General features: G+C 58.0%; 22 protein-coding genes. 6 read left to right on the top strand and 16 right to left on the bottom strand.

The annotated features are described in order from the left end of the window. Positions 1–141: 141 nt before the first annotated feature. Entirely contained in the window at positions 142–2,178 is a 2,037-nt protein-coding gene (gene recQ / locus C8N45_RS08195; protein ID WP_108385717.1) for a DNA helicase RecQ, read from the bottom strand. A gap of 174 nt (positions 2,179–2,352) precedes the next feature. Further along, the gene (locus tag C8N45_RS08190; protein ID WP_108385716.1) at positions 2,353–2,682 is read right to left on the bottom strand and encodes a hypothetical protein; all 330 of its coding nucleotides are present in this window, start codon (positions 2,680–2,682) and stop codon (positions 2,353–2,355) included. Positions 2,683–3,131: 449 nt separating this feature from the next. Here C8N45_RS08190 and C8N45_RS08185 point away from each other — a divergent pair, with 449 nt between their 5' ends. Genes C8N45_RS08185 through C8N45_RS08170 form a run of 4 tightly spaced genes read left to right on the top strand, consistent with a single transcriptional unit; the run spans position 3,132 to position 6,354 of the window. After that, positions 3,132–3,776, top strand: a complete 645-nt coding sequence (locus C8N45_RS08185) for a histidine phosphatase family protein (RefSeq protein ID WP_108385715.1) — start codon at positions 3,132–3,134, stop codon at positions 3,774–3,776. A 9-nt stretch (positions 3,777–3,785) separates the two neighbouring features. Next, positions 3,786–4,388 (top strand): glutathione S-transferase family protein, encoded by a 603-nt coding sequence (locus C8N45_RS08180; RefSeq protein ID WP_108385714.1) that lies wholly within the window; start codon positions 3,786–3,788, stop codon positions 4,386–4,388. Then, positions 4,388–5,437, top strand: a complete 1,050-nt coding sequence (locus tag C8N45_RS08175) for a saccharopine dehydrogenase (protein WP_168769428.1) — start codon at positions 4,388–4,390, stop codon at positions 5,435–5,437. Before C8N45_RS08180 ends, C8N45_RS08175 begins: the two co-directional genes overlap by 1 nt. Continuing rightward, positions 5,437–6,354: a glutathione S-transferase family protein gene (locus C8N45_RS08170; RefSeq protein ID WP_108385712.1), complete on the top strand. Its 918-nt coding sequence runs from the start codon at positions 5,437–5,439 to the stop codon at positions 6,352–6,354. The genes C8N45_RS08175 and C8N45_RS08170 overlap by 1 nt, the downstream gene beginning before the upstream one ends. Positions 6,355–6,402: 48 nt before the next feature. Here C8N45_RS08170 and C8N45_RS08165 read toward each other — a convergent pair whose 3' ends face one another. The 6 genes from C8N45_RS08165 to C8N45_RS08140 form a co-directional block, all read right to left on the bottom strand. Further along, a complete protein-coding gene (locus C8N45_RS08165; RefSeq protein WP_108385711.1) occupies positions 6,403–6,729 on the bottom strand; it encodes a DUF3775 domain-containing protein in 327 nt (108 codons plus the stop codon). Between the two features lie 71 nt (positions 6,730–6,800). Beyond that, positions 6,801–7,538 (bottom strand): SDR family NAD(P)-dependent oxidoreductase, encoded by a 738-nt coding sequence (locus C8N45_RS08160; protein ID WP_108385710.1) that lies wholly within the window; start codon positions 7,536–7,538, stop codon positions 6,801–6,803. 1 nt (position 7,539) lies between these two features. Next, positions 7,540–8,112 carry a DUF3833 family protein gene (locus C8N45_RS08155; RefSeq protein WP_108385709.1) on the bottom strand — a complete coding sequence of 191 codons (573 nt, stop codon included), beginning with the start codon at positions 8,110–8,112 and terminating at the stop codon, positions 7,540–7,542. 3 nt (positions 8,113–8,115) lie between these two features. Then, complete coding sequence (locus C8N45_RS08150) at positions 8,116–9,342, bottom strand: MFS transporter (RefSeq protein ID WP_108385708.1); 1,227 nt, start codon at positions 9,340–9,342, stop codon at positions 8,116–8,118. Beyond that, positions 9,339–10,097, bottom strand: a complete 759-nt coding sequence (locus C8N45_RS08145; RefSeq protein WP_108385707.1) for a DUF1365 domain-containing protein — start codon at positions 10,095–10,097, stop codon at positions 9,339–9,341. The genes C8N45_RS08150 and C8N45_RS08145 overlap by 4 nt, the downstream gene beginning before the upstream one ends. Beyond that, entirely contained in the window at positions 10,094–11,392 is a 1,299-nt protein-coding gene (locus C8N45_RS08140; RefSeq protein WP_108385782.1) for an NAD(P)/FAD-dependent oxidoreductase, read from the bottom strand. Before C8N45_RS08140 ends, C8N45_RS08145 begins: the two co-directional genes overlap by 4 nt. A gap of 281 nt (positions 11,393–11,673) precedes the next feature. Between C8N45_RS08140 and C8N45_RS08135 the strand changes: the two genes are divergently transcribed. Continuing rightward, positions 11,674–12,198: a sigma-70 family RNA polymerase sigma factor gene (locus C8N45_RS08135; protein ID WP_211095460.1), complete on the top strand. Its 525-nt coding sequence runs from the start codon at positions 11,674–11,676 to the stop codon at positions 12,196–12,198. Positions 12,199–12,206: 8 nt separating this feature from the next. Next, positions 12,207–12,857, top strand: a complete 651-nt coding sequence (locus C8N45_RS08130; RefSeq protein WP_108385705.1) for a ChrR family anti-sigma-E factor — start codon at positions 12,207–12,209, stop codon at positions 12,855–12,857. A gap of 632 nt (positions 12,858–13,489) precedes the next feature. Here the strand turns inward: C8N45_RS08130 and C8N45_RS08120 are convergent. From C8N45_RS08120 to C8N45_RS08085, 8 genes are all read right to left on the bottom strand, one after another. Beyond that, entirely contained in the window at positions 13,490–14,728 is a 1,239-nt protein-coding gene (locus tag C8N45_RS08120) for a DNA recombination protein RmuC (protein WP_108385703.1), read from the bottom strand. Continuing rightward, the gene (mutL, locus tag C8N45_RS08115; protein WP_181868909.1) at positions 14,725–16,551 is read right to left on the bottom strand and encodes a DNA mismatch repair endonuclease MutL; all 1,827 of its coding nucleotides are present in this window, start codon (positions 16,549–16,551) and stop codon (positions 14,725–14,727) included. Before mutL ends, C8N45_RS08120 begins: the two co-directional genes overlap by 4 nt. Before the next feature lie 101 nt (positions 16,552–16,652). Next, positions 16,653–17,963, bottom strand: a complete 1,311-nt coding sequence (locus C8N45_RS08110; RefSeq protein ID WP_108385701.1) for a M16 family metallopeptidase — start codon at positions 17,961–17,963, stop codon at positions 16,653–16,655. Further along, positions 17,963–19,294, bottom strand: a complete 1,332-nt coding sequence (locus C8N45_RS08105; RefSeq protein WP_108385700.1) for a M16 family metallopeptidase — start codon at positions 19,292–19,294, stop codon at positions 17,963–17,965. Before C8N45_RS08105 ends, C8N45_RS08110 begins: the two co-directional genes overlap by 1 nt. Before the next feature lie 85 nt (positions 19,295–19,379). After that, positions 19,380–19,889 (bottom strand): DUF3035 domain-containing protein, encoded by a 510-nt coding sequence (locus C8N45_RS08100; protein ID WP_108385699.1) that lies wholly within the window; start codon positions 19,887–19,889, stop codon positions 19,380–19,382. 54 nt (positions 19,890–19,943) lie between these two features. Then, positions 19,944–20,432, bottom strand: a complete 489-nt coding sequence (gene lspA, locus C8N45_RS08095; RefSeq protein WP_108385698.1) for a signal peptidase II — start codon at positions 20,430–20,432, stop codon at positions 19,944–19,946. A 10-nt stretch (positions 20,433–20,442) separates the two neighbouring features. Beyond that, positions 20,443–22,032, bottom strand: coding sequence for a bifunctional phosphoribosylaminoimidazolecarboxamide formyltransferase/IMP cyclohydrolase (gene purH, locus C8N45_RS08090; RefSeq protein ID WP_108385697.1), 1,590 nt, complete (start codon positions 22,030–22,032; stop codon positions 20,443–20,445). Positions 22,033–22,047: 15 nt separating this feature from the next. After that, positions 22,048–23,787: a heparinase II/III family protein gene (locus tag C8N45_RS08085; RefSeq protein ID WP_309498695.1), complete on the bottom strand. Its 1,740-nt coding sequence runs from the start codon at positions 23,785–23,787 to the stop codon at positions 22,048–22,050. Positions 23,788–23,797: the final 10 nt, after the last annotated feature.

Genomic DNA, 23,797 nt, shown 5'->3' with positions numbered 1-23,797 from the left:
CCAAATTCAGGGGGCTTCGCCTTGGTTTTGCAGCGGCTAGGGCATGCGCGCGGCTGGCGCTCCCCCCAGTACGCGCAACCTGAATGAAATGATGCCAAGGAAATGGCGCCAGATCAATCTTTTGATTGTATCCGCAAGGCTTTATTCGCCCTCAAGCACTTCCAGAAAGGCCGCGCCAAAGCGTTCGGCGTACTTGTCGCCCATGACACGGGTCAGCTGATCCATGTCGGTACTGCGCAATTGCGCCACTTTCGCGATCAGCGAAGCAGAGCAGCTCATCGGTTTATCCGCGCCATGCGGGCCGCGTGACAGGGTGGCCTGTACTTCCAGCAGCCGATCATAGACCGCCCCTTCATTGCGCCCGGCCAGTTTGCGGCGGCGCGGGTGAATCTCTTCAACCGCGCCCGCGATGACCTCTAGAAAGGCAAGCCCGTAGCTTTCAAGCTTCTTGGCGCCCACACCACTGATGCCCGCCATCTGGTCCAGTGTCATGGGTCGCTTTTCGGCCATTTCGATCAGGGTGCGGTCGTTAAAGATGATGTAGGCTGGCGCATTGGCCTGTTCTGCCAGATAACGCCGCTTGGCCTTGAGAGCGGACAGCAGCGGCGCATCTTCGTCGCTGACCAGCATACGGACTTTGGGGCCGGACCCTTTGGCGGATTTGATCGTGTCCTTGCGCAATTCAATTGTAGCCTCCCCGCGCAGGATGGGGCGCGCGTGGTCAGTCATGCGCAACGCGCCGTGTCGCTCGCGGTCGGGGCGCAGCAGATCATGCCCCATCATTTGCCTGAAAATCGCCTGCCACTGGCGCTTGTCGTAATCCTTGCCGACGCCAAAAGTAGGCAGGCTGTCATGGCCGCGCTGCTGGATCTTGTCGGTCATATTGCCAAGTAGAATGTCGATCAGATGGCCCGCGCCAAACCATTCGTCTGTGCGCAACGCAGCCGACAGGGCCATGCGCACCGGCGTCGTGCCGTCGAAAACTTCGGCAGGTTTGTCGCACAGATCACAGTTGCCGCAGGGTTCCGGGCTTTCACCGAAATATTCCAGCAGGTTCTGGCGGCGGCAGCGCAATGCCTCTGCCAGACCAAGCAACGCATTCAACCGCCCATGATCTGCCGCGCGGCGTTCAGGCGGGGCGAGCCCTTCGTCAATCTGCTGGCGGCGGTAGCGAATATCATCGGGACCAAACAAGGTAAGCGTTTCGGCTGGCGCACCGTCACGGCCCGCGCGACCGATTTCCTGATAATAGGCCTCAATCGATTTGGGCAGGTCAGCGTGGGCGACCCAGCGGATATCGGGCTTGTCGATGCCCATGCCAAAGGCGACGGTAGCGCAGACGATCAACCCGTCCTCTTGCTGGAAACGGCGTTCAACAATGCGGCGGTCATCTGCCTCCATCCCGCCGTGGTAATGGCAGGCAAGGTGGCCCGCATCGCCAAGTGCGCGGGCCAGCGTTTCGGTTTTGGCGCGGGTGCCGCAATAGACGATACCGGACTGGCCCTTGCGAGCGGCAGCAAAATTCAGGATTTGGTTGCGCGGTCCGTCTTTCACGGCAAAGGCCAGATGGATGTTGGGCCGGTCAAAGCCGCGCAGGAACGTCGCAGGTTGCTGACCATCGAACAGCTTTTGCACAATCTCGGCTTGGGTTTCCGCGTCGGCGGTGGCCGTAAAGGCCGCCAGCGGCACATCCAGCATCTGCCGCAATTCACCGATGCGCAGATAATCAGGGCGGAAGTCATGGCCCCATTGGCTAACACAGTGCGCCTCGTCCACGGCGATCAGGCTGACGTTGGCGCGGTGCAGCATCTGCACCGTGCCGCCATTGGCAAGCCGTTCGGGCGCCATATAGAGCAGTTTCAGTGTGCCTGCTTCGAGTGCGGCCCACACCGCGTCTGTTTCTTCCTCGGTATTCCCAGAGGTCAGCGCACCTGCCTCGACGCCCGCTTCGCGGAGGCCGCGTACCTGATCGCGCATCAGGGCGATAAGGGGCGAAATCACGACAGTGACACCCTCGCGCACAATCGCTGGCAGTTGAAAACACAAGGATTTGCCCCCGCCGGTGGGCATAATGGCCAAGGTGTTCTGACCACTGGCCACAGCCTCTACAATGTCTTGCTGGCCGGGACGAAAATCATCGAACCCAAAAACATCTGAAAGAAGCGTGGCAGCGCGCATCTGTAAAGGGACCTGTTTATTGTTCTGCTCTTGGGCGGCACAATCCCACGCGCGGAATCGGTAAACAAGTCACCGTGGCCGCTAATTTTAAGAAACATTGAACAAAAAAGCCCCAGCCACGACATCGGGCTGGGGCTTGACGGTGAACAGGTCCGGCTGGCCGGACCCATCACATCAGTAAATGTAGAAAGACTTTTTTGCCGCTTCCTGACCATCAACCTTGACGACGGCCAACACGTTGCTTGTTGCTGGCAGGCCGGTTTTGACGCGCACGTTCGGGTTTGCACCTGCATTCAGCGTCTTGGTGCCCAGCAGCGCGCCTTGTGTGCCGGTGCGGTAGTCATAAATCTCGACCACACCGTTGCCTTCGGCCGTAATCAGGCCCAGCTCCAGAATATCTCCGGCTTCAAGGTTCGGACCAACTTCGAAATATGTTTCTGCGGCGGCGGCTGATGCTGTGACGGTTGCTGCGGCTGCGGCGAGTACGAGTGTCTTGATGGACATGATATTTTCCTTTTTTTGTGCTCACTTAGAGCGATGATTTCCATGGCGACTTTCCTGTCTGCCGCCGTTCGATGAGTTGGATATTGTCGCAAATCCCGTCGCTGTGTAGGGGCTGGGCGATCACGAAAATGGTGATAGATGTGATGCGCTTTGGTGCTTGACATGCGGCTGACCGGACTTTTCGGTGCTTCATGTGCGATTTCACACACAAATCGAAAGACCTCTGTGCGTCGTTTCACCCATTTGATGGGCAAAACCGCACCGCAATATGTCAGGCGATCACATATGACAGCCGCACTTTTTTCCGTGATTGTCAGATATTTCAGCCAGTTCACGGAAATGACAGAAAATTCGCTGAATTTCAGGGCCGCATCGCGGGCCAATGGTACATCTCAGCCGTTGCCAAGAGAGAATCCTCACCGTAACCCTGTGCATTCAGGAGGGCCGATATGGGCGAAATTATTCTGGTACGACACGGGCAGGCCAATAGTCAGGCCAAGGACGAGGCAAGTTATGACAAACTATCCGATCTGGGGCATACTCAGGCCAAGTGGCTGGGCGACTACCTATCTGACCGCGAAGCGCCGTTCGACAGGGTCATTTGCGGCAGTCTGCGTCGGCACATGGAAACAGCAGCGGGCATTGGCTATGCCACCCCGGACGTTGATCCGCGCCTCAACGAGATGGACTACTTCAATCTGGGCCAGTCTTTGGAAGATGTGCATGGCGTCCCCTTTCCCGGCCCTGATGAATTTGCAGCCCACGTCCCGCAGGTGATGGAGGCATGGCATCGCGCCGAAATTATGGGGGTCGAGACATTCGCATCATTTGAGGACCGCGTCACCGGTGTCTTGCAGGCCGCTGCGGAACCGGGCGTGCGTGTACTTTGTGTGACGTCCGGTGGCGTGATCGGCATGATCATCCGCCATCTGCTTGACCTCGACCCGACGCGCATGGCCCATATTCTGCTGCCAATCATGAATACGTCGCTTCATCGGGTGCGGGTCATTCCGCAGGGCCCTATATTGGCCAGCTACAATGCTGTCCCGCATCTGGATCACCCTGACCGCGCCCACGCCATCACACATTATTAAGGAACCGCCATGCTCAGGCTGCATTATGCCCCCCGCACGATTTCAATCGCTGTTGCCATCACGCTTGAGGAAGTGGGAACCCCATACGAGGCCGTACTTGTCGACTTCAAGGCAGGGGCGCAGACCAAGCCGGACTACCGCGCCCTCAACCCCAAAGGCCGCGTGCCTACGCTGGAAACGCCCGATGGCGTCCTGACGGAAACCGCCGCACTGCTGGAATATGTGGCACCGTCGCTGGTACCAGCCGATCCGTTTGCCGCGGCCAAAATGCGGGAGTTGATGTGCTATCTCAATGGCACGATGCATCCCTATCATGCCCACGGCCTGCGCGGTGAACGCTGGGCGGATCAGCAGGCATCCTTTGCGGACATGAAGCAGAAGGTTCCCGAAACCATGGGTGCCGCCGCCGCCTATCTTGAGACCTGTCTACCCGATCTGCCGTTTGATGCCGGTGCGGGGCAGGTCGCGTCTGACCCCTACCTATATGTTGTGCTGTCATGGCTGAAGGGTGACGGCGTTGAAATCGCCGACTTTCCCAACCTTGCGGCATTTCAATCCAGAATGGCAGCGCGCGCTTCGGTGCAGGCGGTCCACGCCAAGGGTATGATCTGATGGTGCATCTTTGGGTTAGATCAGAAGGGCGCGCCAACGAGGAACGGGTCGGGCTGACCCCGCAGGGGGCGGCGAAACTGATCAGGGCCGGGTTTCGGGTGACCGTCGAGCAAAGCAAGCAGCGCATCTTGCCGATAGACGGCTATGTGGACGCAGGCTGCGCCATCGCCGAAGAATTCGCGTGGCCCCATGCACCGGATGACGCAATTATCTTTGGGCTGAAAGAGCTACCCGATGATGGCACGCCCTTACGCCATCGCCACATCATGTTTGGGCATGCCTACAAAGGGCAACCCGCAGGGCAGGTTCTGCTTGATCGTTTCAAGGCGGGCGGTGGCACGCTTTATGATCTGGAATATCTGGTGGATGACGAAGGTCGCCGTGTCGCGGCCTTTGGCTATTGGGCGGGTTATGCCGGGGCCGCCGTTGCGCTTATGTGCTGGATTGCCCAACAAAGGGGCAGCGTCGCAGGGCCGGTCACCGCTTATCGCAGTGCGACACAGATGCTGGCCGACCTGCAAACCCGCCTGACACAGCTTGGCACCCAGCGGCCCACCGCCCTTATCATTGGCGCGCTGGGACGCGTCGGCACGGGTGGGGCGGATTTGTGTCAAACCATGGGTGTTGCGACAACCAAATGGGATATGGCCGAAACCGCGAGCGGGGGCCCGTTCCCCGAAATTCTGCAACACGAGATTTTTCTCAACTGTATTCTGGCCCGGCCCGGCACCCCGATATTTGTACCCGCCAGCGCCAAGGTCGCTGACCGACGCCTGACGGTGATTGGCGATATCGCCTGCGACCCCGACAGCGACTTTTCCCCGATCAAGGTTTATGATCGCACAACCACATGGGATGCGCCTGCGCTGCGGGTCCATGACCAACCGGCCCTGGATGTCACGGCCATCGATAACCTGCCTTCCATGTTGCCTGCCGAAAGCAGCGCAGATTTCGCCGACCAGCTTTTGCCGCATCTGCTGACGCTCGACAGGTTGGAGGCAGGTGTGTGGGGCCGCGCAAGGACCCAGTTTGACAGGGCAGTCGGCTGATGGGGTATATGGTCGACGGAATTTATCATCTTGGGGATGACCCGACCGCCACACTTCCGTCAGGAGAGTTTGAGCGCAGTCGCAGCACTGTTCGCAATTGGATTGGCGAGAGTGATTTCCCCGTAGAGGTGGGCCGCTATCATTTGTTCGTGGCGTGGAATTGCCCTTGGGCGCACCGGGCTTTGCTGACCCGTGCCCTGCTGGGGTTGGACGATCTCACTGTGTCCTATGCCCGCCCCAACCGGACGGACCAAGGGTGGGTGTTTGATGCCGACGGTGCGTTTTCTGACCCGATACTAGGCGCGCAAGCCATCCACAATGTCTATAGTGCCGATCCGATGGGATACACCGGACGTCTGACTGTGCCGGTCTTGTGGGACAAGGTCGCCGGACGCATGGTGAGCAATGAATCCGCTGATATCGTGCGGATGCTGGGCGCGTTGTTCGGACAGGATGCATTGTATCCGGCGGCGCTGCGCGACGACATCGACCGCTGGAATGACCTGATTTACCGGACCGTCAATAACGGGGTCTACCGGGCCGGATTTGCCACGACGCAAGAGGCATACGAGAATGCCGCGCGCGAGGTCTTTGCCACGCTTGACGAAATTGACGCGCATCTGGCGACCAGTCAATTCCTGTGCGGCGACCAGTTTACCGAAGCCGACCTGCGCTTGTTTCCTACACTCGCCCGCTTTGACGTGGCCTATCACTATGCGTTCAGATGCAACCTGCGCAAGATCGCCGACTATGCGCATCTCTGGCCCTATGCCAAAGCGATCTATGCGATGCCAGGCGTGGCAGATACGGTGCGATTTGACATCTATAAACAGGGCTATTTCAGCGCGAGCGAGAAACGCAATCCACTGGGGATCATCCCGATCGGACCGACGCTGGATTGGGAGGGCGGCACTTAAAGCGTTTCACGAAACGCCCTGCGCCACCGCAGATGTCATGACACAGCGCTACCTATGCCCAAGCAACGCATCCTCTGCATCACTCGCATCAATGCCCAATGCCTCCAACCCCGATATCAGATGGTCGGCCAGATGCGGCGAGCCTTTCAGGTAGTCCTTGGTCGGGGTGCTGCGCTCTTGCCTTGCAGTCTGAATAGCCTCTTCGAGATCGTCAGCGTCGAAACTGCCGCGCCCGATCCAGAAGATCGCGACAAGGGCGGTTTGTTCATCCTCGTTGAGGCGATCAACAAAGCCGTCGAATTCCCGCTCCGCGCGATCAAGCTCGCGCGCCAGAATAATGACTTCGGCAACTTTATCGGTCGAAATGGGTAGCATGTGCGCGTCCTCCTGACAGCAGAATGCACCTGCGGGGGATTGCACGCTTTGATTTGGCGCAAGGTGCCTGCTTATTTCGCGCCAAACAGTCGGTAATACATCCAGTCGGGCATGAATTGCGACAATCGGAAGACCCAAGAAAACACGGTCGGAAAGCTCTTCTTGAAATGGTCGGTGTTCATATGTTCGAACACTTCGCGGGCGGCATCTTCGGCAGACATGATGAACGGCATATGAAAATCGTTCTTTGCCGTCAACCGCGTTTCGATGAAGCCGGGGTTGATCAGCTGAACCTCAATCGGGGAGGTGCGCAAATCGGCCTGCATGGATTCCGCCAAGGCCATCAGCCCCGCCTTGGACGCTGAATATCCAATTGCCCCCGGAAGGCCGCGGAAGCCGGACAGCGACCCGGTTAGCACTATATGGCCAGAACCACGCGCGACCATGTCGTTGATCACCGATCCCACGACACGCGACGCACCAAGGAAGTTGATTTCGCCCATCATGTCCGATTTTTCATTGTCCCATTCACTGGCTTTCATTGGCCAATAAACGCCCGCCAGATAGACAACACCGTCAAGTTCGCCAATTTCGGCAGCGGCGGCTTCAACAGCGGCACGGTCCATGACATCGACTGTGACATATGATGCCTTGCCGGGCAGCTCCGCGACCAGTTCCTTGAGACGGTCTTCGGATCTGGCAGACACGATGACTTCGGCCCCGGCGCGCGACAGACAAAACGCAACCTCGCGTCCCAACCCTTCGCTCGCGCCAACAAGCCAGTACCGTTTTCCCTGCCACTCTCTCACGTTATTCTCCTGCGTATGCGTCGCCTTTGGGTCGCATGGTGGCGACCATTTCAGCGACCTTGATCCCAAACTTGCGGAACTGGCTGCGATTCATGATCGACCCGTTGGACATCAGATACATCCAATCGGTCGCGTTGAGAACATGGCCGCCGGCTTCGTCCGTCAATTTAATCTGATAGTTCAACAAAACCGCGTTGCCTTCCTGTTTCCCCTGCCCGGTGCCCACAACATCAGGGGCTTCGGCTTTGATCGAGCCATCATTGCCAAGGGTCAGGGTCCAGCAGCGATCCTGGACAAGGCCGCTGTCGTAATGGAACTTTTCAACCATTGTGCCCACGTTACCATTCCAAGTGGCATGGAAATCCGCAACAAAGCGCGATGCAACGCGGCCTGTGGGGCCATAGATCACGCCTTCGCAGACGATGGGCCCCTGAAACCGTTCGCGAATGTCAAAGATAGGCCCGTCTGCGTAATCGTCAGATTTCTGTGCCCAGAACGACAAATAACGTTCCTTTGCCATGAACGCGATCGCCGTCAAGATTGCCCCAATCAGTATATAGGTGATAAACGACATCGTTTATTCCTCAAGTTTCGTGGCGACCAGCAAGCCGATTGCCACAAGTTTCAAAAGCGACGGCACAAGTGCGTAAAGCACCGTCAGCATGTACAAGGCCCCTTCAGGCAGATCATTTGCGCCGGCTTCAAATCCGGCCCGTTCCAAAAGCGGCAACAGCAGCACCGCAGCGAACGCCAAAGTGAACTTGTTCACCAAATTCCAAAGCCCGAACCCCTGCCCCCCATTGGGTGAGATCACGGACATCCGTTTTGCAAACATCGCAGGCAAGAGCGTTAGGTCTGCCCCGATCGTTGCACCACTTAATACGCACACGATTGCAAAAGGGATCACATCGCCTGTCGATAAAGTCAGGGTGTATGCAAATGACGCGACGGCCAGCACCATCGCAACCAACAGCACCGGCTTTTCCCCGAACCGCCGCGCAAGTGCGGACCACACCGGGGACGACACTGCCGCGGCAAGGAAAAACAGCAATAAAAGAGGGCCTTCCCAGCCAACTGCGCCCAATCTGCTTTCGACGTAGAACAGGAAAAGCGTGCTTGAAACGGCCAGCGGGGTCGCATTGACCAGCGCCAGGATCAGCAGTTTGCGTGCTGTTGCATCTGCGACAATTTCGCCCAGCTGCGATGGCTCTTGCTGCACCCGGTCTTTCCATTCCGGCCACATGAACAGCGCTGCAACCATTGCTGTCGCTGCAAACCCATATGCAAAGGTGGCATAGGGGTCAGCCACGACCCCGATCAGGGCGGTAGGTATGACCGCAGCGATGCATACCCCCATCAGCGCTCCGCTTTCGCGCCACGCAGCCAGCCGCACATGGCCTGTCGGGCTGTCACCGGCCTTGCTGACCCCTTGGGCGTAGAAATTGATCGTCAGGAAGCTGAAGGCGCTGAAAAGGCCAGTCACCGTAAGACCGAACCACCAGATTGGCGAAATCGGCGGGGCTATGGCGAAAAGTCCGATCATCGACAGGGCGAGGACCACCGCCGTCAGCGTGATGATCAACCGCTTGCCTTTGGTCAGCCGTTCGCTGATCCAGCCCAGAAACGGGTCTTGCACCACGTCGAACAGCCGCAGAGCAAACAAGAGCCCACCAAGCGCTGTCAGGCTAACGCCGTAAGTGTCGGCATAATATTTCGGGGCATAGATATAAATCGGCAGACCAGCACCCGACAAGACGGCTGCGAACCCGGTGTAGGCAGGCAGCCGCTCTGACAGGGCTTTCATCTGCTGACCTCTTCGGTGGGCGGGGGCGGCTGCGACCGGAAGGTGGCCCCTTTGAACCAGAGTTTGAGTGCCTGCCAGTGGATCAGTGCCAGTACACGGCGCGACCCGAAGGGACGGCGCAATGCGGCCCACAGGATTGACCTGTTGCTGATTTTGGCGCGTGGCCCAGTCAGAGTGGCGATCAGCCCGCCATTACCGCGTGTATAATCAATCCAAATGCCGATGCTGTCAGGCTGGATATCAAAGCGAAAGCTGTAACCGCCCTCTATCGGCTGAAAGGGCGACACGTGCATCAGCTTTTTGGCCGACAGGGTTTCATCTTTGGTGATTTCGCGCCCGTCTTCGTGATGGCAAAGATAGGAATGGCGGTCGCCAAAGGTGTTCGTGACTTCAGCGATGACGCTGCGCAGGATGTCATCTGCATCAAAACATAGCCAGAATGAAACCGGATTGAACACATGACCCAGCACGCGAGGCTGGGCGAGCAATGCGATCCGGTCAGGCGCGTCAATGCCGTGGGCTTGCAGGACATCACGCACCCAGCCAGCCCCGCGCCCCTGTTTGGGGGGGCCGCCATGGTCGGTGTCATGTAGCGACATCAGGCCAGCGCGGTTGCGGGAAAAAAGGGAAGGTGTCGCAAGGTCGGCTTCTGCATCCAGCAGCACATAGTCTATGGAATAGCGAAAGGCATTTTTCGTGGCCCCGCGTCGCCCGTGATAGGTTTCGCCCGCGATATGATCGACGGTTGCGGTCACTCTGCCGCTATCTCCACACGTTCGTTCGCGTTCAGGGCGTGGACCACGTCCAATGCGCTGGACAGGCCATCTTCGTGAAAGCCGTTCTTCATCCATGCGCCGCAGAACCACGTGCGGTTTGACCCGTTCATAGATGCCGCCGTCTTTTGCGCGGCAAGGGCCGCCAGATCATAAACAGGGTGGTCAAGTGTGACTTCATCCCAGATCAGGTCTTCGCGGATGGAGCGGTTGCTGTTGAGCGTCACCATCATGTCATCAGCTTTCAGCCATGGCTGCAAAGAGTTCATCCAGTAGGTCAAGTCGATTTCACCGCCCATATGATTGCTGTCTTCGGTGTAAATCCACGATGACCAGACCTGCCGGCGCTTGGGCATGATCGCGGTATCTGAATGCAGGACAATCTTGTTGGGCTGATACCGGACAGCACCCAGCATCGCCTTTTCCGCAGCCGTGGCATCGGACAACAGGCGCAGCGTCACATCGGAATGGGTGGCAAACACCACTTCGTCGAACTTTTCCCACTCACCGCTCTCTGCCTTGACTTCAACACCCGCCGGGGTGCGGCGGACGGCGTTGATGGCCGATCCCAGTCGCATATCAACACCGCGCTTGAACATATCTGCGCCAAGCCGCGTCACATATTCCTGAGATCCACCATCGACAGTGTACCATTGATGTTGACCTGTCGCGCCCAGCAGGGCGTGATTGTCAAAGAACTTCATCAATGCGTAGGCGGGAAAATCGAGGATCTTTTCCTTGGGCGTCGACCAGATCGCACCAGAGAAGGGCAGCAGGTAATGGTCGCGGAAGTAATCCGAGAGGTTCAGCTTGGCCAGCAATTCGCGGATCGTCAGACTTTCATCTGCGCTTGCCGCAAGACCTTTGGCATTGAATTTGAAGATGTCGCGGACCATGCGCAGGAATTTCGGGTTCGCAGCGTTTCGGCGCTGTGCAAACAGCGCATCAAGGCTGGTCAGGGCATATTCCATCCGGCCACCACCAAAAGACGCGCCAAAGCTCATGTTGCTTTTGGTGACCGGCACTTTCAGCTCGTCAAACAATGCTGTCAAACTAGGGTAGTTCGCATAGTTGAAAACGATGAAACCCGTATCAACACATTGGTCGCGGTTCGGGCCTGCCATCCGCGTGCGGGCATGGCCGCCCAAACGCTTTTCGGCCTCGAACAGGACGACATGATGGTTCGGCGCCAATGCATGTGCCGCCCCCATTCCCGATATGCCTGCCCCGACAACCGCAACTTTTCTGGGCGCGGTGGTCCCTGTCTCGAATGGCATATGTGTCTGCTCCAGTGATGTGTTTTCGTTTTTTTTTACGCGGCCGTTTGTGCGCATCCTATAAGATACGGCGGGGGCGGGAAGATGGATCACTGAAAAAACTTCATTGCACCGGTGATCCAATAGATGCCCTGTACCGTAAACAGGATATGAGAATGAATTTGGATGCCCCGACGAAGATGGATGCACCTTTCGGCGCGCTGGAATATAGTGCCGAGGAAGTGGTTGAACCATGCAATGATGGGGCAAGGAAATTGGACACAGAAGTGACCTCAAAACGTATGGCCTGGATCGCCCAGGTCATTGCGGTCCGCGACAAGAAGGACAAGTCAGCATTTGCCGAGTTGTTTGCCTATTTCGCGCCGCGCGTGAAGTCTTTTCTGATTTCATCGGGTGCCAGCCCGGATCTGGCGGAGGAATGTACGCAGGAGGTCATGGCGACCCTTTGGAACAAGGCGCATATGTTCGACCCAACAAAGGCGAGTGTGTCGACATGGATTTTCACGATCGCCCGGAACCGTAAGATCGATCTGCTGCGCAAACAGCGCAGACCGGAACCAGAAGATTTGCCGTGGGGCCCCGAACCAGAGCCTGATCAGGCCGATGCGATGGGGTTGCAGCAGGAAACGCAGAAATTGGGCGAAGCACTTGCGACACTTCCGCCCGAACAGAGAAAACTGATCGAAAAGGCCTATCTCGGAGAATTGAGCCACAGCGAAATTGCGGCTCAGACGGGTTTGCCGCTTGGCACGATCAAATCAAGGATACGATTGGCGTTGGAACGCTTGCGCCACAAAATGAAGTGAAACAGTAGATGACACAGATTAAACACCACCTCTCAGATGCGCTCTTGATGGGCTACGCCGCAGGCAGTTTGCCGGAAGCTTTCAACCTTGTCGTGGCGACGCATATTTCAATGTGTGACGAATGCCGTGCCGCCTTGGCCGAGTATGACGCCATCGGCGGCGAAGTCATGCTGGACGCGGACCCGATTGATGTGGCCGAGGAGTCGCTGGCAGCAACGATGGCCCTGATCGAGAGTGGTGCTGTGGACGCCACCCGTGCACCCAAGCCCGTGAGCAGCGGCATTTTCCCGGCCCCTTTGGCCGAATATGTGCAGGGCGACGTTGACAGTTTGAAATGGCGCAAGGTCGGGGGCGGCGTGAGCCAGATGATCCTGCCAACATCAAGCGACGCCAGCGTGCGTCTGCTGCGTATTCCTGCGGGCACAGCCGTACCCGACCATGGGCATCATGGCACTGAACTGACGCTTGTGCTGCAAGGTGCGTTTCGCGATGAGGAAGACCGTTTCGGCGCAGGCGATGTCGAGGTTGCAAACGAAGACTTGCATCACACCCCTATCGCCGAAGAGGGTGTGGACTGCATCTGCCTTGCCGCCTCTGACGCACCGCTGAAATTCAAAGGTGTGCTGCCGCGCATCGCACAGCGTTTCATGCGAATATAAGAACTTTCACAAATGCCACTCACCCAAGATGCCCCGGTTGTTGCCGGGGTTTTCTTTTTTTGACGTCTGCACGTTTTCCTAGTCTGTGCGAGATCTTGTTTCGACTTGCGATGCAAGCCGACAGGCCGGGGGCTTTGCCCCCGGACCCCCAGGATATTTTTGGCCATAAGAAGTTGCAACAATCATGCCAAAGCGAAGTAGCCCAAGGCACTGATGCACAGGCCGTTACAGCGTTTCGCGAAAAACCTGAATCACAGCTTTTCGAGAAGCGCCGTGCAAAGTTCATATGTTGTGGGCGTTTCACCATTATCTGATGCCTCAGGTTAAAGGTGAAACGCTTAGGTGGACATCGCTATTTTGGTGCGCGCCATTGGCTATAGCGTCTTGGTGTGCCGAGGCTGTCGGGGGATTCATTGACCGTTACAGGCCGAATCCCTGGTCCGCTCGCCATATCCTGCAGATACTGCGCCTCTGCCGGATTGTCATGTTGAGCAACGCTTCCGGACTTCCACCGTCGACCCGCCGCGTGCACCCGCTAAGCCGTCATTTTTCTCGACCGTTTCCAAGCGATTCATTTGTAAATGCCGGAAGTTATGCTGTTGGGAATGCTGTCTTGCGTGCAACGCAGGGTGTCAGCCCTTTGGGGCTGCAATCGGAACAATGTTGGGTTCTGCGTCCGTGGCAAGTTCCTCAAAATCAAAATTGTCCAGCCGGTCGGCACGTTTCCCTGCGCGGGTGGCGGCTGTCAGCACACCGGATACATCTTCACCAGCCTGACGCAGGTGTGTTTCCAGTTTACCGGCCTTTTCTCCGATCAGTTCCACATCGCGGTGCAAAAGGCGCAGAGCCTTGCGAATTTCGCCCGCCTGTTCACGCATCCGCGCATCCTTAAGTATCGCCCGCATTGTGTTCAACGTGGCCATGCAGGTCGTGGGTGACACTATCCAGACACGGGCGTTGAAACCGTCCCGTACCACTTCGGGAAGCCGCGCGTGCAATTCGGCATAGACTGCCTCTGATGGGAGGAACATGATCGCCCCGTCAGCGGTTTCCCCTTCGATTATGTATTTTTCACTGATATCCTTGATGTGTTTGCGCACCGCGACAGCAAGATCACGTAGTGCCGCTTTTTGATGGTCAGGGGTCTGGGCCGCAGTCAGTAATTCGTAGGCCTCGAGCGGGAATTTGGCGTCAATGATGATATGACCCGGCGGATTGGGTAGTGCGACCAGACAGTCGGCCCGCTTGCCATTCGATAGGGTGGCCTGAAGGCTGTAGCTATCCGCAGGCAGTGCCTTGGAGACGATATCCGTCAGTTGAATTTCACCAAACATGCCCCGTCGCTGCTTGTTGGACAGTATGTCCTGCAAAGACAGCACATCGCCAGAAAGCTTTTCGATGTTGGTCTGCGCCTTGTCGATTGTCGCGAGCCTTTCCTGCAATTCGGTCAAGCTCTTGGTCGTTCTGTCACTGCTGCCAGTGAGCGTATCTTTCATCCGTTCCTGCATGTCGGCCATGGTTCGGGCGGATTTCATGGCGTTGTCAGCCAGCCGTTCTGCCATTTGCGCCTGAACCTCGGCCAGACGGGCTTCCATTGTTTGTACAACATGCACCTGTGCGTTGGCCTGTGCGTCGCTCACGGTCTGGATGTTACCTGCAAGCTGGTGTTGACCCTGACCAAGTGATTGCATGTTCTGCGATAGTACGCCCACTTGGTTGGCGACCAATTGTACCGCCGCGTGCGACTTTCCCGCGCGTTTGACTGTGATCAAAAGGAGGGTCAGCACCAGAAAAATAATCAACGCGCCTGCAATGGCGGCGACAACCATCGGGTCGCTGAGGGCATAGGTTGTGTTACCGATCTGGATCATGTGCGCCCGAAGAGCCGTTCAATATCGGACAGCTTCAGTTCAACATAAGTCGGCCGCCCGTGGTTGCATTGCCCCGAAAGCGGTGTCGCCTCCATTTCGCGCAGGAGCGCATTCATCTCGGCCCCCTGCATCCGGCGGCCAGAACGGATCGACCCGTGGCAGGCGACCCGGCTGAGGATGGCTTCAATCCTGGTCTGCACGGTGGCGCTGTCACCCTGATCTGCCAATTCATCCAGAATGTCGCGCAACATGCGACAGGCATTCACCTCACCGAGGATCGCTGGGGTTTCGCGTACTGCGATTGCACCGCCGCCAAAGGGTTCAAGCGTCAGGCCAAGCCGCGACAGATCAGCAGCAATCTCCATCAGTTGGGCAACTTCACCTTCCGTCATTTCAACAATTTCCGGAATCAGGAGTGCCTGCGCCGCGACCCCGTTTTCGGCCATCTGGGCTTTCAGTTTTTCATACACCAGTCTTTCGTGGGCAGCGTGCTGGTCGACGATGACGACCCCTGTTTCGGTTTGGGCGATGATATAGTTTTCATGCACCTGCGCCCGCGCCGCACCCAAAGGCAAATGCACGGGCTCATCCATTTGGGGCGGCTCAATGCGGGCAGATGCCGTCTCTTCGAAACCCGACGCATGAAAGGACGGAGCCTGCGACTGAAATGTCATTGAACGTGCGCTGAAGCTGGGCCGGTCCATTTGATAGATGCGCGGCTGGGTTGGTTCGGGGGTCATGGCCCCCAAGGTCGCATTCGCAACCGTGGTCGCGGCCCGATGGCCAGCTTCGGCCAACGCATGCCTCAGGCCCGATATAATCAGGCCGCGGACCGTTGCTGGCTCACGGAACCTGACCTCTGATTTGGCGGGATGGACGTTCACATCCACAAGTGTGGGGTCGCAATCCACAAACAGGGCCGCAACCGGATGGCGGTCGCGAGACAGCACATCCATATAGGCCGCCCGCAGAGCGCCAAGCAGCATCTTATCGCGCACGGGTCGTCCATTCACGAACAGGAACTGTGCCACCGCGGCGCCACGCGAATAGGTCGGTAAGGCCGCATAGCCAGTCAGATGAAATCCGTCGCGCCGGGCATCAATGGACAGCGCATTTTCAGCGAAATCCTTGCCCAGAACGGTCCGTAGTCGGCCGTGAAGCGCATCAAACAGATCACCTGTTTCAGCATCAGCCCGGAATGTGGTGCGGTTATCACCACCAGAGGCGTCGCGCAGCACGAAACTGACGAACGGCTCGGCCATGGCAAGCCGTTTGACCACATCACTGATTGCCTGACCCTCAGCCCTATCGGTGCGCAGGAATTTCAGGCGGGCCGGCGTGGCGTAGAACATGTCACGGAGTTCAACCACCGTGCCTGTGGACAGCGCCGCCGGGCGCGGATTGGTGGCTTGGCCACCAGCCACGGATATCGCAGCGGCCTCTGTACCGTCCACCCGTGACGTGATCGTCAGGCGGCCGACTGCACCTAACGACGGGAGTGCCTCGCCCCTGAACCCGAAAGAGTTGATGTTCAAAAGATCGGAGCCGTCGATTTTTGATGTGGCATGGCGCGACAGAGCCAGTGGGAGGTCTGCTGGGGCAATGCCGCATCCATCATCAGTGACCCTGATCAGTGTCTTGCCGCCATCCGCGATGACCACCTCAATCCGGTTGGAACCTGCGTCAATGGCGTTTTCGACAAGCTCTTTTACGGCAGAGGCAGGGCGCTCCAGAACCTCACCGGCCGCAATCCTGTTGATGGCGGCGTCATCCAGTTGCCGGATAACCGGTTGGGGCTTTATCTGGGGGTCTGCAATGGACATGGCACAACTTATAGCATGATCCGCGATGATTCTGCGAGCGCCCCAAAAAAGAATTTTCTCGAAAATTCTTGGGTCAAAAATCTGCTAGAAGATTTTTCGCGTCACTGCGTTTGCTCAAGCCCTTCCGGCTTTCCGACCACCACAAAATGCAGGTCATCGGGACGCAGCAATTCAGCCGCGACCCGGTTCACATCTTCCAGTGTCACAGCCTCGATATAATCATTCCGGCGCACGACATATTCGGGCGACAGGCCGATCATTTGCATGCCCACCATAATCTCGGCGATTTCGCTATTCCCATCAAATCGCAAAGGGTATTCCCCGGTGAGATAGGTCTTGGCCGACGAAAGCTCCTCTGCAGTCAAACCATCGCTGGCCATACGCGCCCATTCGGCGCGTGTGACCTCTATGGCCTCTGCAATCGTGCCATTGGCCGAGGCAACTGAACCAATGATCATCTCTGAATGAAACTTGGGCACAAGGAATGATCGGATACCATAGGTCAAGCCGCGCTTTTCGCGCACTTCCGTCATCAGTCGGCTTTCGAAACCACCTGCGCCCAGGACCTGGTTCATGACATATGCGGCGAAGAAGTCAGGGTCATCACGCTTGATACCGGCCTGACCAAACAAGGCAACGGACTGCGGAGTGTCAAAGTCAATGACTGTCACGCCTCCTGCCAGCCCAAATGCCACATCATCAGGCATTGCTGGTCCTGTTTCGGGAAGATCGCCCAGCAATTCATCCAGCATTTCGCCAACAGCATCTACAGTCATGTCACCGACAACGGCGACATACACCCTATCACGCGTCAGCGTGTTTTCATGCGCAGTGAACATGTCCTCGCGGGTCAGGCTGTTCACGCTTTCTGCCGTACCATCAAGGCTGCTGCCATAGGGATGTGCGCCAAAGGCGGCTGCATCGAAGGCAGCGCTGGCAATGTCATTGGGATCTTTTTCAGAGCGGGCAATTCCCGACAAGACTTGCGCGCGGACGCGGTCCAGCGCGTCTTGCTCAAATGTTGGTGCGATCAGCGCCTGCCGTAGCAACGCCAATGCATCATCCTGATTTTCGGTCAGAAAGCGCGCAGAGATTGACAAGCTGTCGTCTGATGCCTGAAACCCGAAACGCGCGGCCAACGCTTCGCGTCTGGTCTGGAATTCCTGCGCCGTCATGTCGCCCGACCCTTCTTCGAGCAGGCCGGTCATCAGATTGATTGCCCCCCGTTTGCCGGGCAGGTCAAGTGACGCCCCGCCCCGAAACCGTATTTCAACCGAAACAAACGGAATGCTGGGTTCTTCCACGACCCATGCGCTGATACCACCGGGCGATGTGACTTCCTTGATGTCGATTTCGGCATGCGCCAAGGACGCACAGAAGGTCAGGCAAAAGGCAATCCAGAAACGGCGCATCACATTGCCTCCTTCTCGTTTGACACAACCCAACCTGTGACGGACTGGTCACGGTTAAAGACCTTGGCGGCGACTGCCTTGATGTCCGCTTCGGTCACCGATTGCAGGATATCGGGCCATTCTTGCACGTCCTCGATCGTCAGCCCCTGCGTCAGGGCGGCACCATAGCGGCGGGCCAGTCCATTCACGTTATCCAGCGCATAGACTTCCGACGCGCGTAGCTGCATGCGGATGCTGTCCATCCGTTCGGGGTCAATCGGTGCCTCCATGAAGTCTGCTATAACGGCGTCCATCGCCGCTTCGGCTTCGGACAGGCTGACCCCTTGCGCAGGCACGACGGTCACGCTGAAAGATGTGTCATCAAGTGAACTGCCCGAGTAGCCGGCGTTGGTATAGATCGCTGTCTGGCTTTCAAATTGCAGCGCACGCCCCAGATCGGATGTAAAGGATGATCCACCCAGCAGTTCGGCCAGATAGACCAGTGCGGCGGCCTCTTTCTGCGCCCCGCTGTCGCGTTCGGGTGCCAGATAGCTGCGGGTTACATAGGGCTGGCTGACGCGGGGATCCTCAAAGGTAATCCGGCGTTCGGCCCGCTGCGGCGGTTCTTCGGGGCGGATACGTTCCGGCAGCGCATCCTCTGCCGGGATCACGCCATAGTAGGTTTCGGCCAGTGCCTTGACGTCGTCGGGTTCCACGTCGCCCGCAACGATCAGAATGGCGTTGTTGGGCGAATAATAGAGGTCGTAGAAATCAAGCGCATCCTGAAGCTCTAGTTGCTCCATCTCGTGTTTCCAGCCGATGATCGGCACGCCGTAGCGGTGGTTTTGGTATAGCGCCGCCCTGAACTGTTCGCGCGCGAGCGCATTGGGGTTGTTTTCGGTCCGCTGGTTGCGTTCTTCCAAAACCACGTTGCGTTCGGTTTCGATGTCGTCTGCGGTAATTGCCAGATTATTCATCCGGTTGCTTTCCATTTGCATCATCAATTCAAGCCGGTCGGCGGCGATGCGCTGGAAATAGGCGGTGTAGTCGTAGCTGGTAAATGCGTTGTCGCTGCCGCCATTGGCTGCGACGGTGGCCGAAAATTCGCCCGACTCCAGAACGTCGGTCGCCTTGAACAAAAGATGTTCCAGAAAATGCGCCACGCCGGACGCGCCGACCGGTTCATCCGCAGACCCGATCTTGTACCAGACCATATGCACGACGACAGGGGCGCGGTGATCCTCGATGACCACGACATCCATACCATTGTCGAGCGTGAATGTTGTCACCTCTTCGGCTGTGGCAGCCAGCGGGGCAGTTACAAAAGCGAGAGCAGCGAACAGTCGTTTCATCGAAAGCCTTCCGGTTGATTTCCCAAGAGTAACTAAGCGCGAGTCGCACAGGATCAAGCGCCCCTACGCGGATGTGAAAAGGCGTTTATTGCACGTCAGGTGCTGCAGGCGTGTTAACGCCAAGGCTGCGCAGGCGCGCAAGCTCTGCAAATGCGTCAAGTGCCTGCCGCGCATAGGCCGGGAAATAGCGGTCTCGCCCAAGTGGGTTGAAGATATTCAACCGGCTGCGCCCTTTGCGGAACGCCGCGTCCGCCGCTGCAAGTTCTGATCTGATGTCGGCATCCACCCCATAACGACTTGCCTGAGTCACCAAAGCGGTATCGCGTGCTGGCACGCCACCCGTGAATTGTGCGGTCTGTGATCCGCCCAATGCGGCGATTGCGTCGGCATTGGGGGTGGGGTCCGCCAGATTGGTACCGCCGGGTGTCGGTTCAGGCAGCAGGTTTGTGTCAGGCACGAGCAAGGGACGCTGTGGAATGACCGCAAATTCATCGGGGCCGCCACCAGAGGCGCGCAGATCACGCAAATTGCGGTCCGTATTGGCGCAGGCTGTCATCGTTACGATGGCCAAGGCAGATAGGATGATTGCGCGCATGAAAACTGTCCCTTTGAAACCGTCCTGTCTGTTTAACCCAAGGCTAAGTCCGCGTCACGCCTTCTTGTTTGATGTTTTGGCTTTGCCGTCATCGGACAGGAACGCCAGCCCGATAGCCCCTACAAAAATGGCAATATCAGCGACATTGAACGCAAAGGGGTTGTTGATCCCGCAGCAGGACATGTTCAGAAAGTCCGCCACCGCCCCATAGAAGACCCGGTCAATCACATTGCCCAAGGCGCCGCCAATCAGGAAGCCGGCGGCAATGTATGTCCATTTGTTGCCGCCATTGCGGCGCATCCACCAGATGACAAAAACGGTGATGGCAAGTGCCACAGCAACCAGAACCCAGCGCATGTCAAAATCAGCGAACAGGCCAAAATTGACCCCGCGGTTCCACGCCATGCGGAATTCAAGAAACGGCGGCCAAACCTCGATCCGGCCATCGCGATCGTTGATCAGGCCAAGCCAGTGGACAACATAATATTTGCTGATCTGATCGAGCAGAAAAATCCACAATGCCGTCCAATATGTCAGCCGCATCGCTCTGCCCTCAGTGCTTGAAGTGGCGCATGCCGGTAAAGACCATGGCGATCCCTGCCTCGTCCGCCGCGGCGATCACTTCGTCGTCGCGCATTGATCCGCCGGGCTGAATAACACAGGTGGCCCCGGCAGCGGCGGCTTCCATCAGCCCGTCAGCGAAAGGAAAGAACGCATCTGATGCCACGGCAGAGCCGATGGTCAGCGGTTGCGGCAGGTCCATCGCATCGGCCATGCGTTCGGCCTTTTTGGCGGCAATCAGGGCGGAATCAAGTCGCGACATCTGCCCCGCACCAACGCCGACGGTGGCCTTGTCCTTGACATAGACGATTGCGTTGGACTTGACGTGTTTGGCGACCTTCCACGCAAACAGAAGGTCGGCCATCTGCGCGTCGGTCGGGGCGGTTTTGGTCACGACCTTCAGATCGTCCATGCCGACATAGCCGGTGTCCTTGTCCTGCACCAACATGCCCCCGGCGACTTGCCGATAGGTGGTGATCGGCGTCTTGGGGTCGGGCAACGCGTCAGTCGTCAGCAAGCGCAAGTTTTTCTTGGCTGCAAACACAGCCTTTGCCGCATCTGACGCGCCGGGTGCAATGACCACTTCGGTAAAAATCTCGACAATTGCGTTGGCTGTGTCTTCGTCCAGAGGCTGGTTTAGCGCCACGATTCCCCCGAACGCGCTCGTGCGGTCGCAATCAAAGGCATTGCGGTAGGCTTCAACCAAGGTTGCACCGCGCGCCACGCCACAAGGGTTGGCGTGCTTGATAATTGCAACGGCGGGGCCGTCAGCGGCGTCAAACTCTGCTACCAACTCGAAGGCCGCATCAGTGTCGTTGATGTTGTTATAGGACAGGTCTTTACCCTGATGCTGCAGGGCGGTCGCTACGCCGGGGCGATCCGTGCCATCGGTGTAAAAGGCCGCGGACTGGTGGCTGTTTTCGCCGTAGCGCATCGTCTGTTTGAAGGTGCCGCTGAATGACCGGCGGCGCGGCATATCGGCACCAATAGCACCCGCCATCCATGTACTGACGGCTGTGTCATATGCAGCGGTACGGGCATAGGCCGTCTGGGCAAGACGCTGACGCAGGGCCAGCGTCGTCTGGCCGTCGTTTGCATCCAGTTCAGCCAGCACGGCGCTGTAATCTTCGATATCCGTGACTACAGTGACAAAGGTATGGTTTTTGGCGGCAGAGCGGATCATCGCAGGGCCGCCAATATCAATATTTTCGATGCAGGTGTCAAAATCGGCACCCTTGGCGACGGTTTCTTCGAACGGATAAAGGTTGACCACCAGCAGGTCGATCGGCCCGATGTTATGTTCGACCATCGCGTCGCGGTGCGCTTCCAGATCGCGGCGGGCCAAAAGCCCGCCATGCACGACCGGATGCAAGGTCTTGACCCGGCCATCCATCATTTCGGGAAAGCCGGTGGCGTCAGCCACATCGCGCACCTCAATGCCCGCATCGCGGATCGCCTGCGCAGAGCCGCCGGTAGAGAGCAATTCAACGCCCCGCTCGGAAAGTGCCTGCGCCAGATCAATCAATCCGGTTTTGTCGGAAACAGAAATGAGTGCGCGGCGCAGTGGTGCAAGGTTGGTCATGGGGTCCCCAATGGCTTAGTCAATCGCATCCATCGGTTCGGTCTGCACAAGATCACGCAACACATCGGGGGTGCTTTGCGCCTTGGCGAGAGTCCAACGGACGCGCTCCGCATAGGACATCGCGCGACCAGTTAAAACCACTTGTGTTGTCTCGCGGGGTTTTAAGCGGCCATTTTCAAGATAAACCGACGGGGCAATGCCCAGTTGTGCGTTGCCCTCATGCTGAAACACCCAGACTTCGCCCGATTTCAGGGTCATGCTGACGGCGCTGTTGTTCATATCCAGTGTGGCATGGACATCGGGGTGGAGGTGAAAGCGCACATGGTACGGGATGCCCTGTCCGCCGCAGCGCGCCATCGTCGCGTCGAACAGGGCTTGGGATTTGGGGTCAAGGGCCGCAAGCACATCTTCGCCCTCCAGGGTGCGACCATCTATGGACAGATCCAGCATCCGCCCGTGCGTCAGGCCCACCCGGCTGCAATATCCGTCATGGGACATCTCGAAACGGCGGTCGAAATGGCCTTTGGGGACATAGCAGCGCACATCAGTCGGTGTCTTTGATAAAAGTTCGCGCCCTGCAATGTTCTCGCCCAGTTGCGACGAAGAAACCCCTTCGATCCCGAGGGTTGAATGGCTGGGCGTGGCGCGGCAGGCACGCCGCCATTCGGGGCCAAACATCGCACCTGACCCGCAGTTCACAATCAGCGGGCGGCGGCCCGAGGTCAGTTCGAACGCCAGCGTGCTGGCGTGCGCCTGCACGGACGCGGCACCTGCGGGCGGTGAGCTGGCATCGACGATCACCGTTGTGCGCGCGCCCTTAAGCCGCAGATACCCCATGTGCAGAGGCCCCGGTGACAGAGCCTTGGTGTCGGCGGCGGCAAGGGCTGCGTCCAGTTGGCCTTCGATCCCCGGACCACCGCCATGAAACCGGGCAAGGGCGCCGTCGGCGTGCCGCAAGGCGCGCAAGGTTGGCGCAATCCGCGTGATCGCAGCGGTCATTGCGCTGGGCACGGTGCGGTTGGTTTCGGTCAAAGCCTGCACCGCCCAGATAATCAGGTTGAGGACCGCAAGCAGTTCCTCGGGGTTCCGACTGGCTATGCTGCCTGTTACATCCACCGCTTTGTCGCAATCGGCCGCCAGCGCCGTCACGGCTTTATGGACGTGACCCTCCATCCCCTCAAGCGCGAGGCCGGCATAGATCGTGCCTGCCAGCGCTTCGAACCGGGGCAATCCGGCGGGTGCGATGCGCCAACGGCGGGACAGGAATGTCGCCTGGCCGGCGAGGCTGCGAAAAAACGCGTCACTTTCGGGTTTGCCGCGCCCGCGCAACAAAAAGAACCCATGATTGATCCAGCGGATCAGCCTGCGGCCAGTCAGATCAGGGGTCCAGCCCGGTCCACCGCCTTTGCCATAGCGTGCGATCCAGTCAAAAACCCAATCCTGCGCCTTTTGGCGGGCTTTTTGAGTGGAAACGGCGGCCAAATCATCGAGCCACAGGCAGCCGTGGATTTCAGCGGCAATGTCCGGCTTTTGCTCTGCAATGTCCCAGATCGAAAGCTCCTTGCTTGCGGTCAATTGCCCGGAGAACAGGAAATTCCCGGCCATCAACTGCCGTCCGCGCGCGATGTCGCCAATCGTGCGTGGTTCGGGCGCGGAGGCAAAGGCCGTGGCGATCCCCGACATACCAGCGCGGCGGGCGTGAAACCGATCAATCAAGCCGATTCGATGGTCTGGTATCGTTTTTGTGTCTGCCACCGGTCGTCCG

It is taken from the genome of Yoonia sediminilitoris, assembly GCF_003058085.1.
Taxonomy (GTDB): Bacteria; Pseudomonadota; Alphaproteobacteria; order Rhodobacterales; family Rhodobacteraceae; genus Yoonia; species Yoonia sediminilitoris.
Note: the sequence above shows the minus strand (reverse complement) of the source record. Positions and strands in the feature narration are given on the sequence as shown.

Excerpts from the sequence above, each read along its gene's own strand:
- C8N45_RS08185 (WP_108385715.1), top strand. The coding sequence starts at position 3,132 with ATGGGCGAAATTATTCTGGTACGACACGGGCAGGCCAATAGTCAGGCC.
- C8N45_RS08150 (WP_108385708.1), bottom strand. The coding sequence starts at position 9,342 with ATGAAAGCCCTGTCAGAGCGGCTGCCTGCCTACACCGGGTTCGCAGCC.
- C8N45_RS08190 (WP_108385716.1), bottom strand. The coding sequence starts at position 2,682 with ATGTCCATCAAGACACTCGTACTCGCCGCAGCCGCAGCAACCGTCACA.
- C8N45_RS08105 (WP_108385700.1), bottom strand. The coding sequence starts at position 19,294 with ATGAAACGACTGTTCGCTGCTCTCGCTTTTGTAACTGCCCCGCTGGCT.
- C8N45_RS08155 (WP_108385709.1), bottom strand. The coding sequence starts at position 8,112 with ATGTCGTTTATCACCTATATACTGATTGGGGCAATCTTGACGGCGATC.
- C8N45_RS08165 (WP_108385711.1), bottom strand. The coding sequence starts at position 6,729 with ATGCTACCCATTTCGACCGATAAAGTTGCCGAAGTCATTATTCTGGCG.
- purH (WP_108385697.1), bottom strand. The coding sequence starts at position 22,032 with ATGACCAACCTTGCACCACTGCGCCGCGCACTCATTTCTGTTTCCGAC.
- C8N45_RS08120 (WP_108385703.1), bottom strand. The coding sequence starts at position 14,728 with ATGATCCAGATCGGTAACACAACCTATGCCCTCAGCGACCCGATGGTT.
- C8N45_RS08170 (WP_108385712.1), top strand. The coding sequence starts at position 5,437 with ATGGGGTATATGGTCGACGGAATTTATCATCTTGGGGATGACCCGACC.
- C8N45_RS08130 (WP_108385705.1), top strand. The coding sequence starts at position 12,207 with ATGACACAGATTAAACACCACCTCTCAGATGCGCTCTTGATGGGCTAC.
- recQ (WP_108385717.1), bottom strand. The coding sequence starts at position 2,178 with ATGCGCGCTGCCACGCTTCTTTCAGATGTTTTTGGGTTCGATGATTTT.
- C8N45_RS08180 (WP_108385714.1), top strand. The coding sequence starts at position 3,786 with ATGCTCAGGCTGCATTATGCCCCCCGCACGATTTCAATCGCTGTTGCC.
- C8N45_RS08140 (WP_108385782.1), bottom strand. The coding sequence starts at position 11,392 with ATGCCATTCGAGACAGGGACCACCGCGCCCAGAAAAGTTGCGGTTGTC.
- C8N45_RS08110 (WP_108385701.1), bottom strand. The coding sequence starts at position 17,963 with ATGCGCCGTTTCTGGATTGCCTTTTGCCTGACCTTCTGTGCGTCCTTG.
- C8N45_RS08175 (WP_168769428.1), top strand. The coding sequence starts at position 4,388 with ATGGTGCATCTTTGGGTTAGATCAGAAGGGCGCGCCAACGAGGAACGG.
- C8N45_RS08100 (WP_108385699.1), bottom strand. The coding sequence starts at position 19,889 with ATGCGCGCAATCATCCTATCTGCCTTGGCCATCGTAACGATGACAGCC.
- mutL (WP_181868909.1), bottom strand. The coding sequence starts at position 16,551 with ATGTCCATTGCAGACCCCCAGATAAAGCCCCAACCGGTTATCCGGCAA.
- C8N45_RS08135 (WP_211095460.1), top strand. The coding sequence starts at position 11,674 with ATGGCCTGGATCGCCCAGGTCATTGCGGTCCGCGACAAGAAGGACAAG.
- lspA (WP_108385698.1), bottom strand. The coding sequence starts at position 20,432 with ATGCGGCTGACATATTGGACGGCATTGTGGATTTTTCTGCTCGATCAG.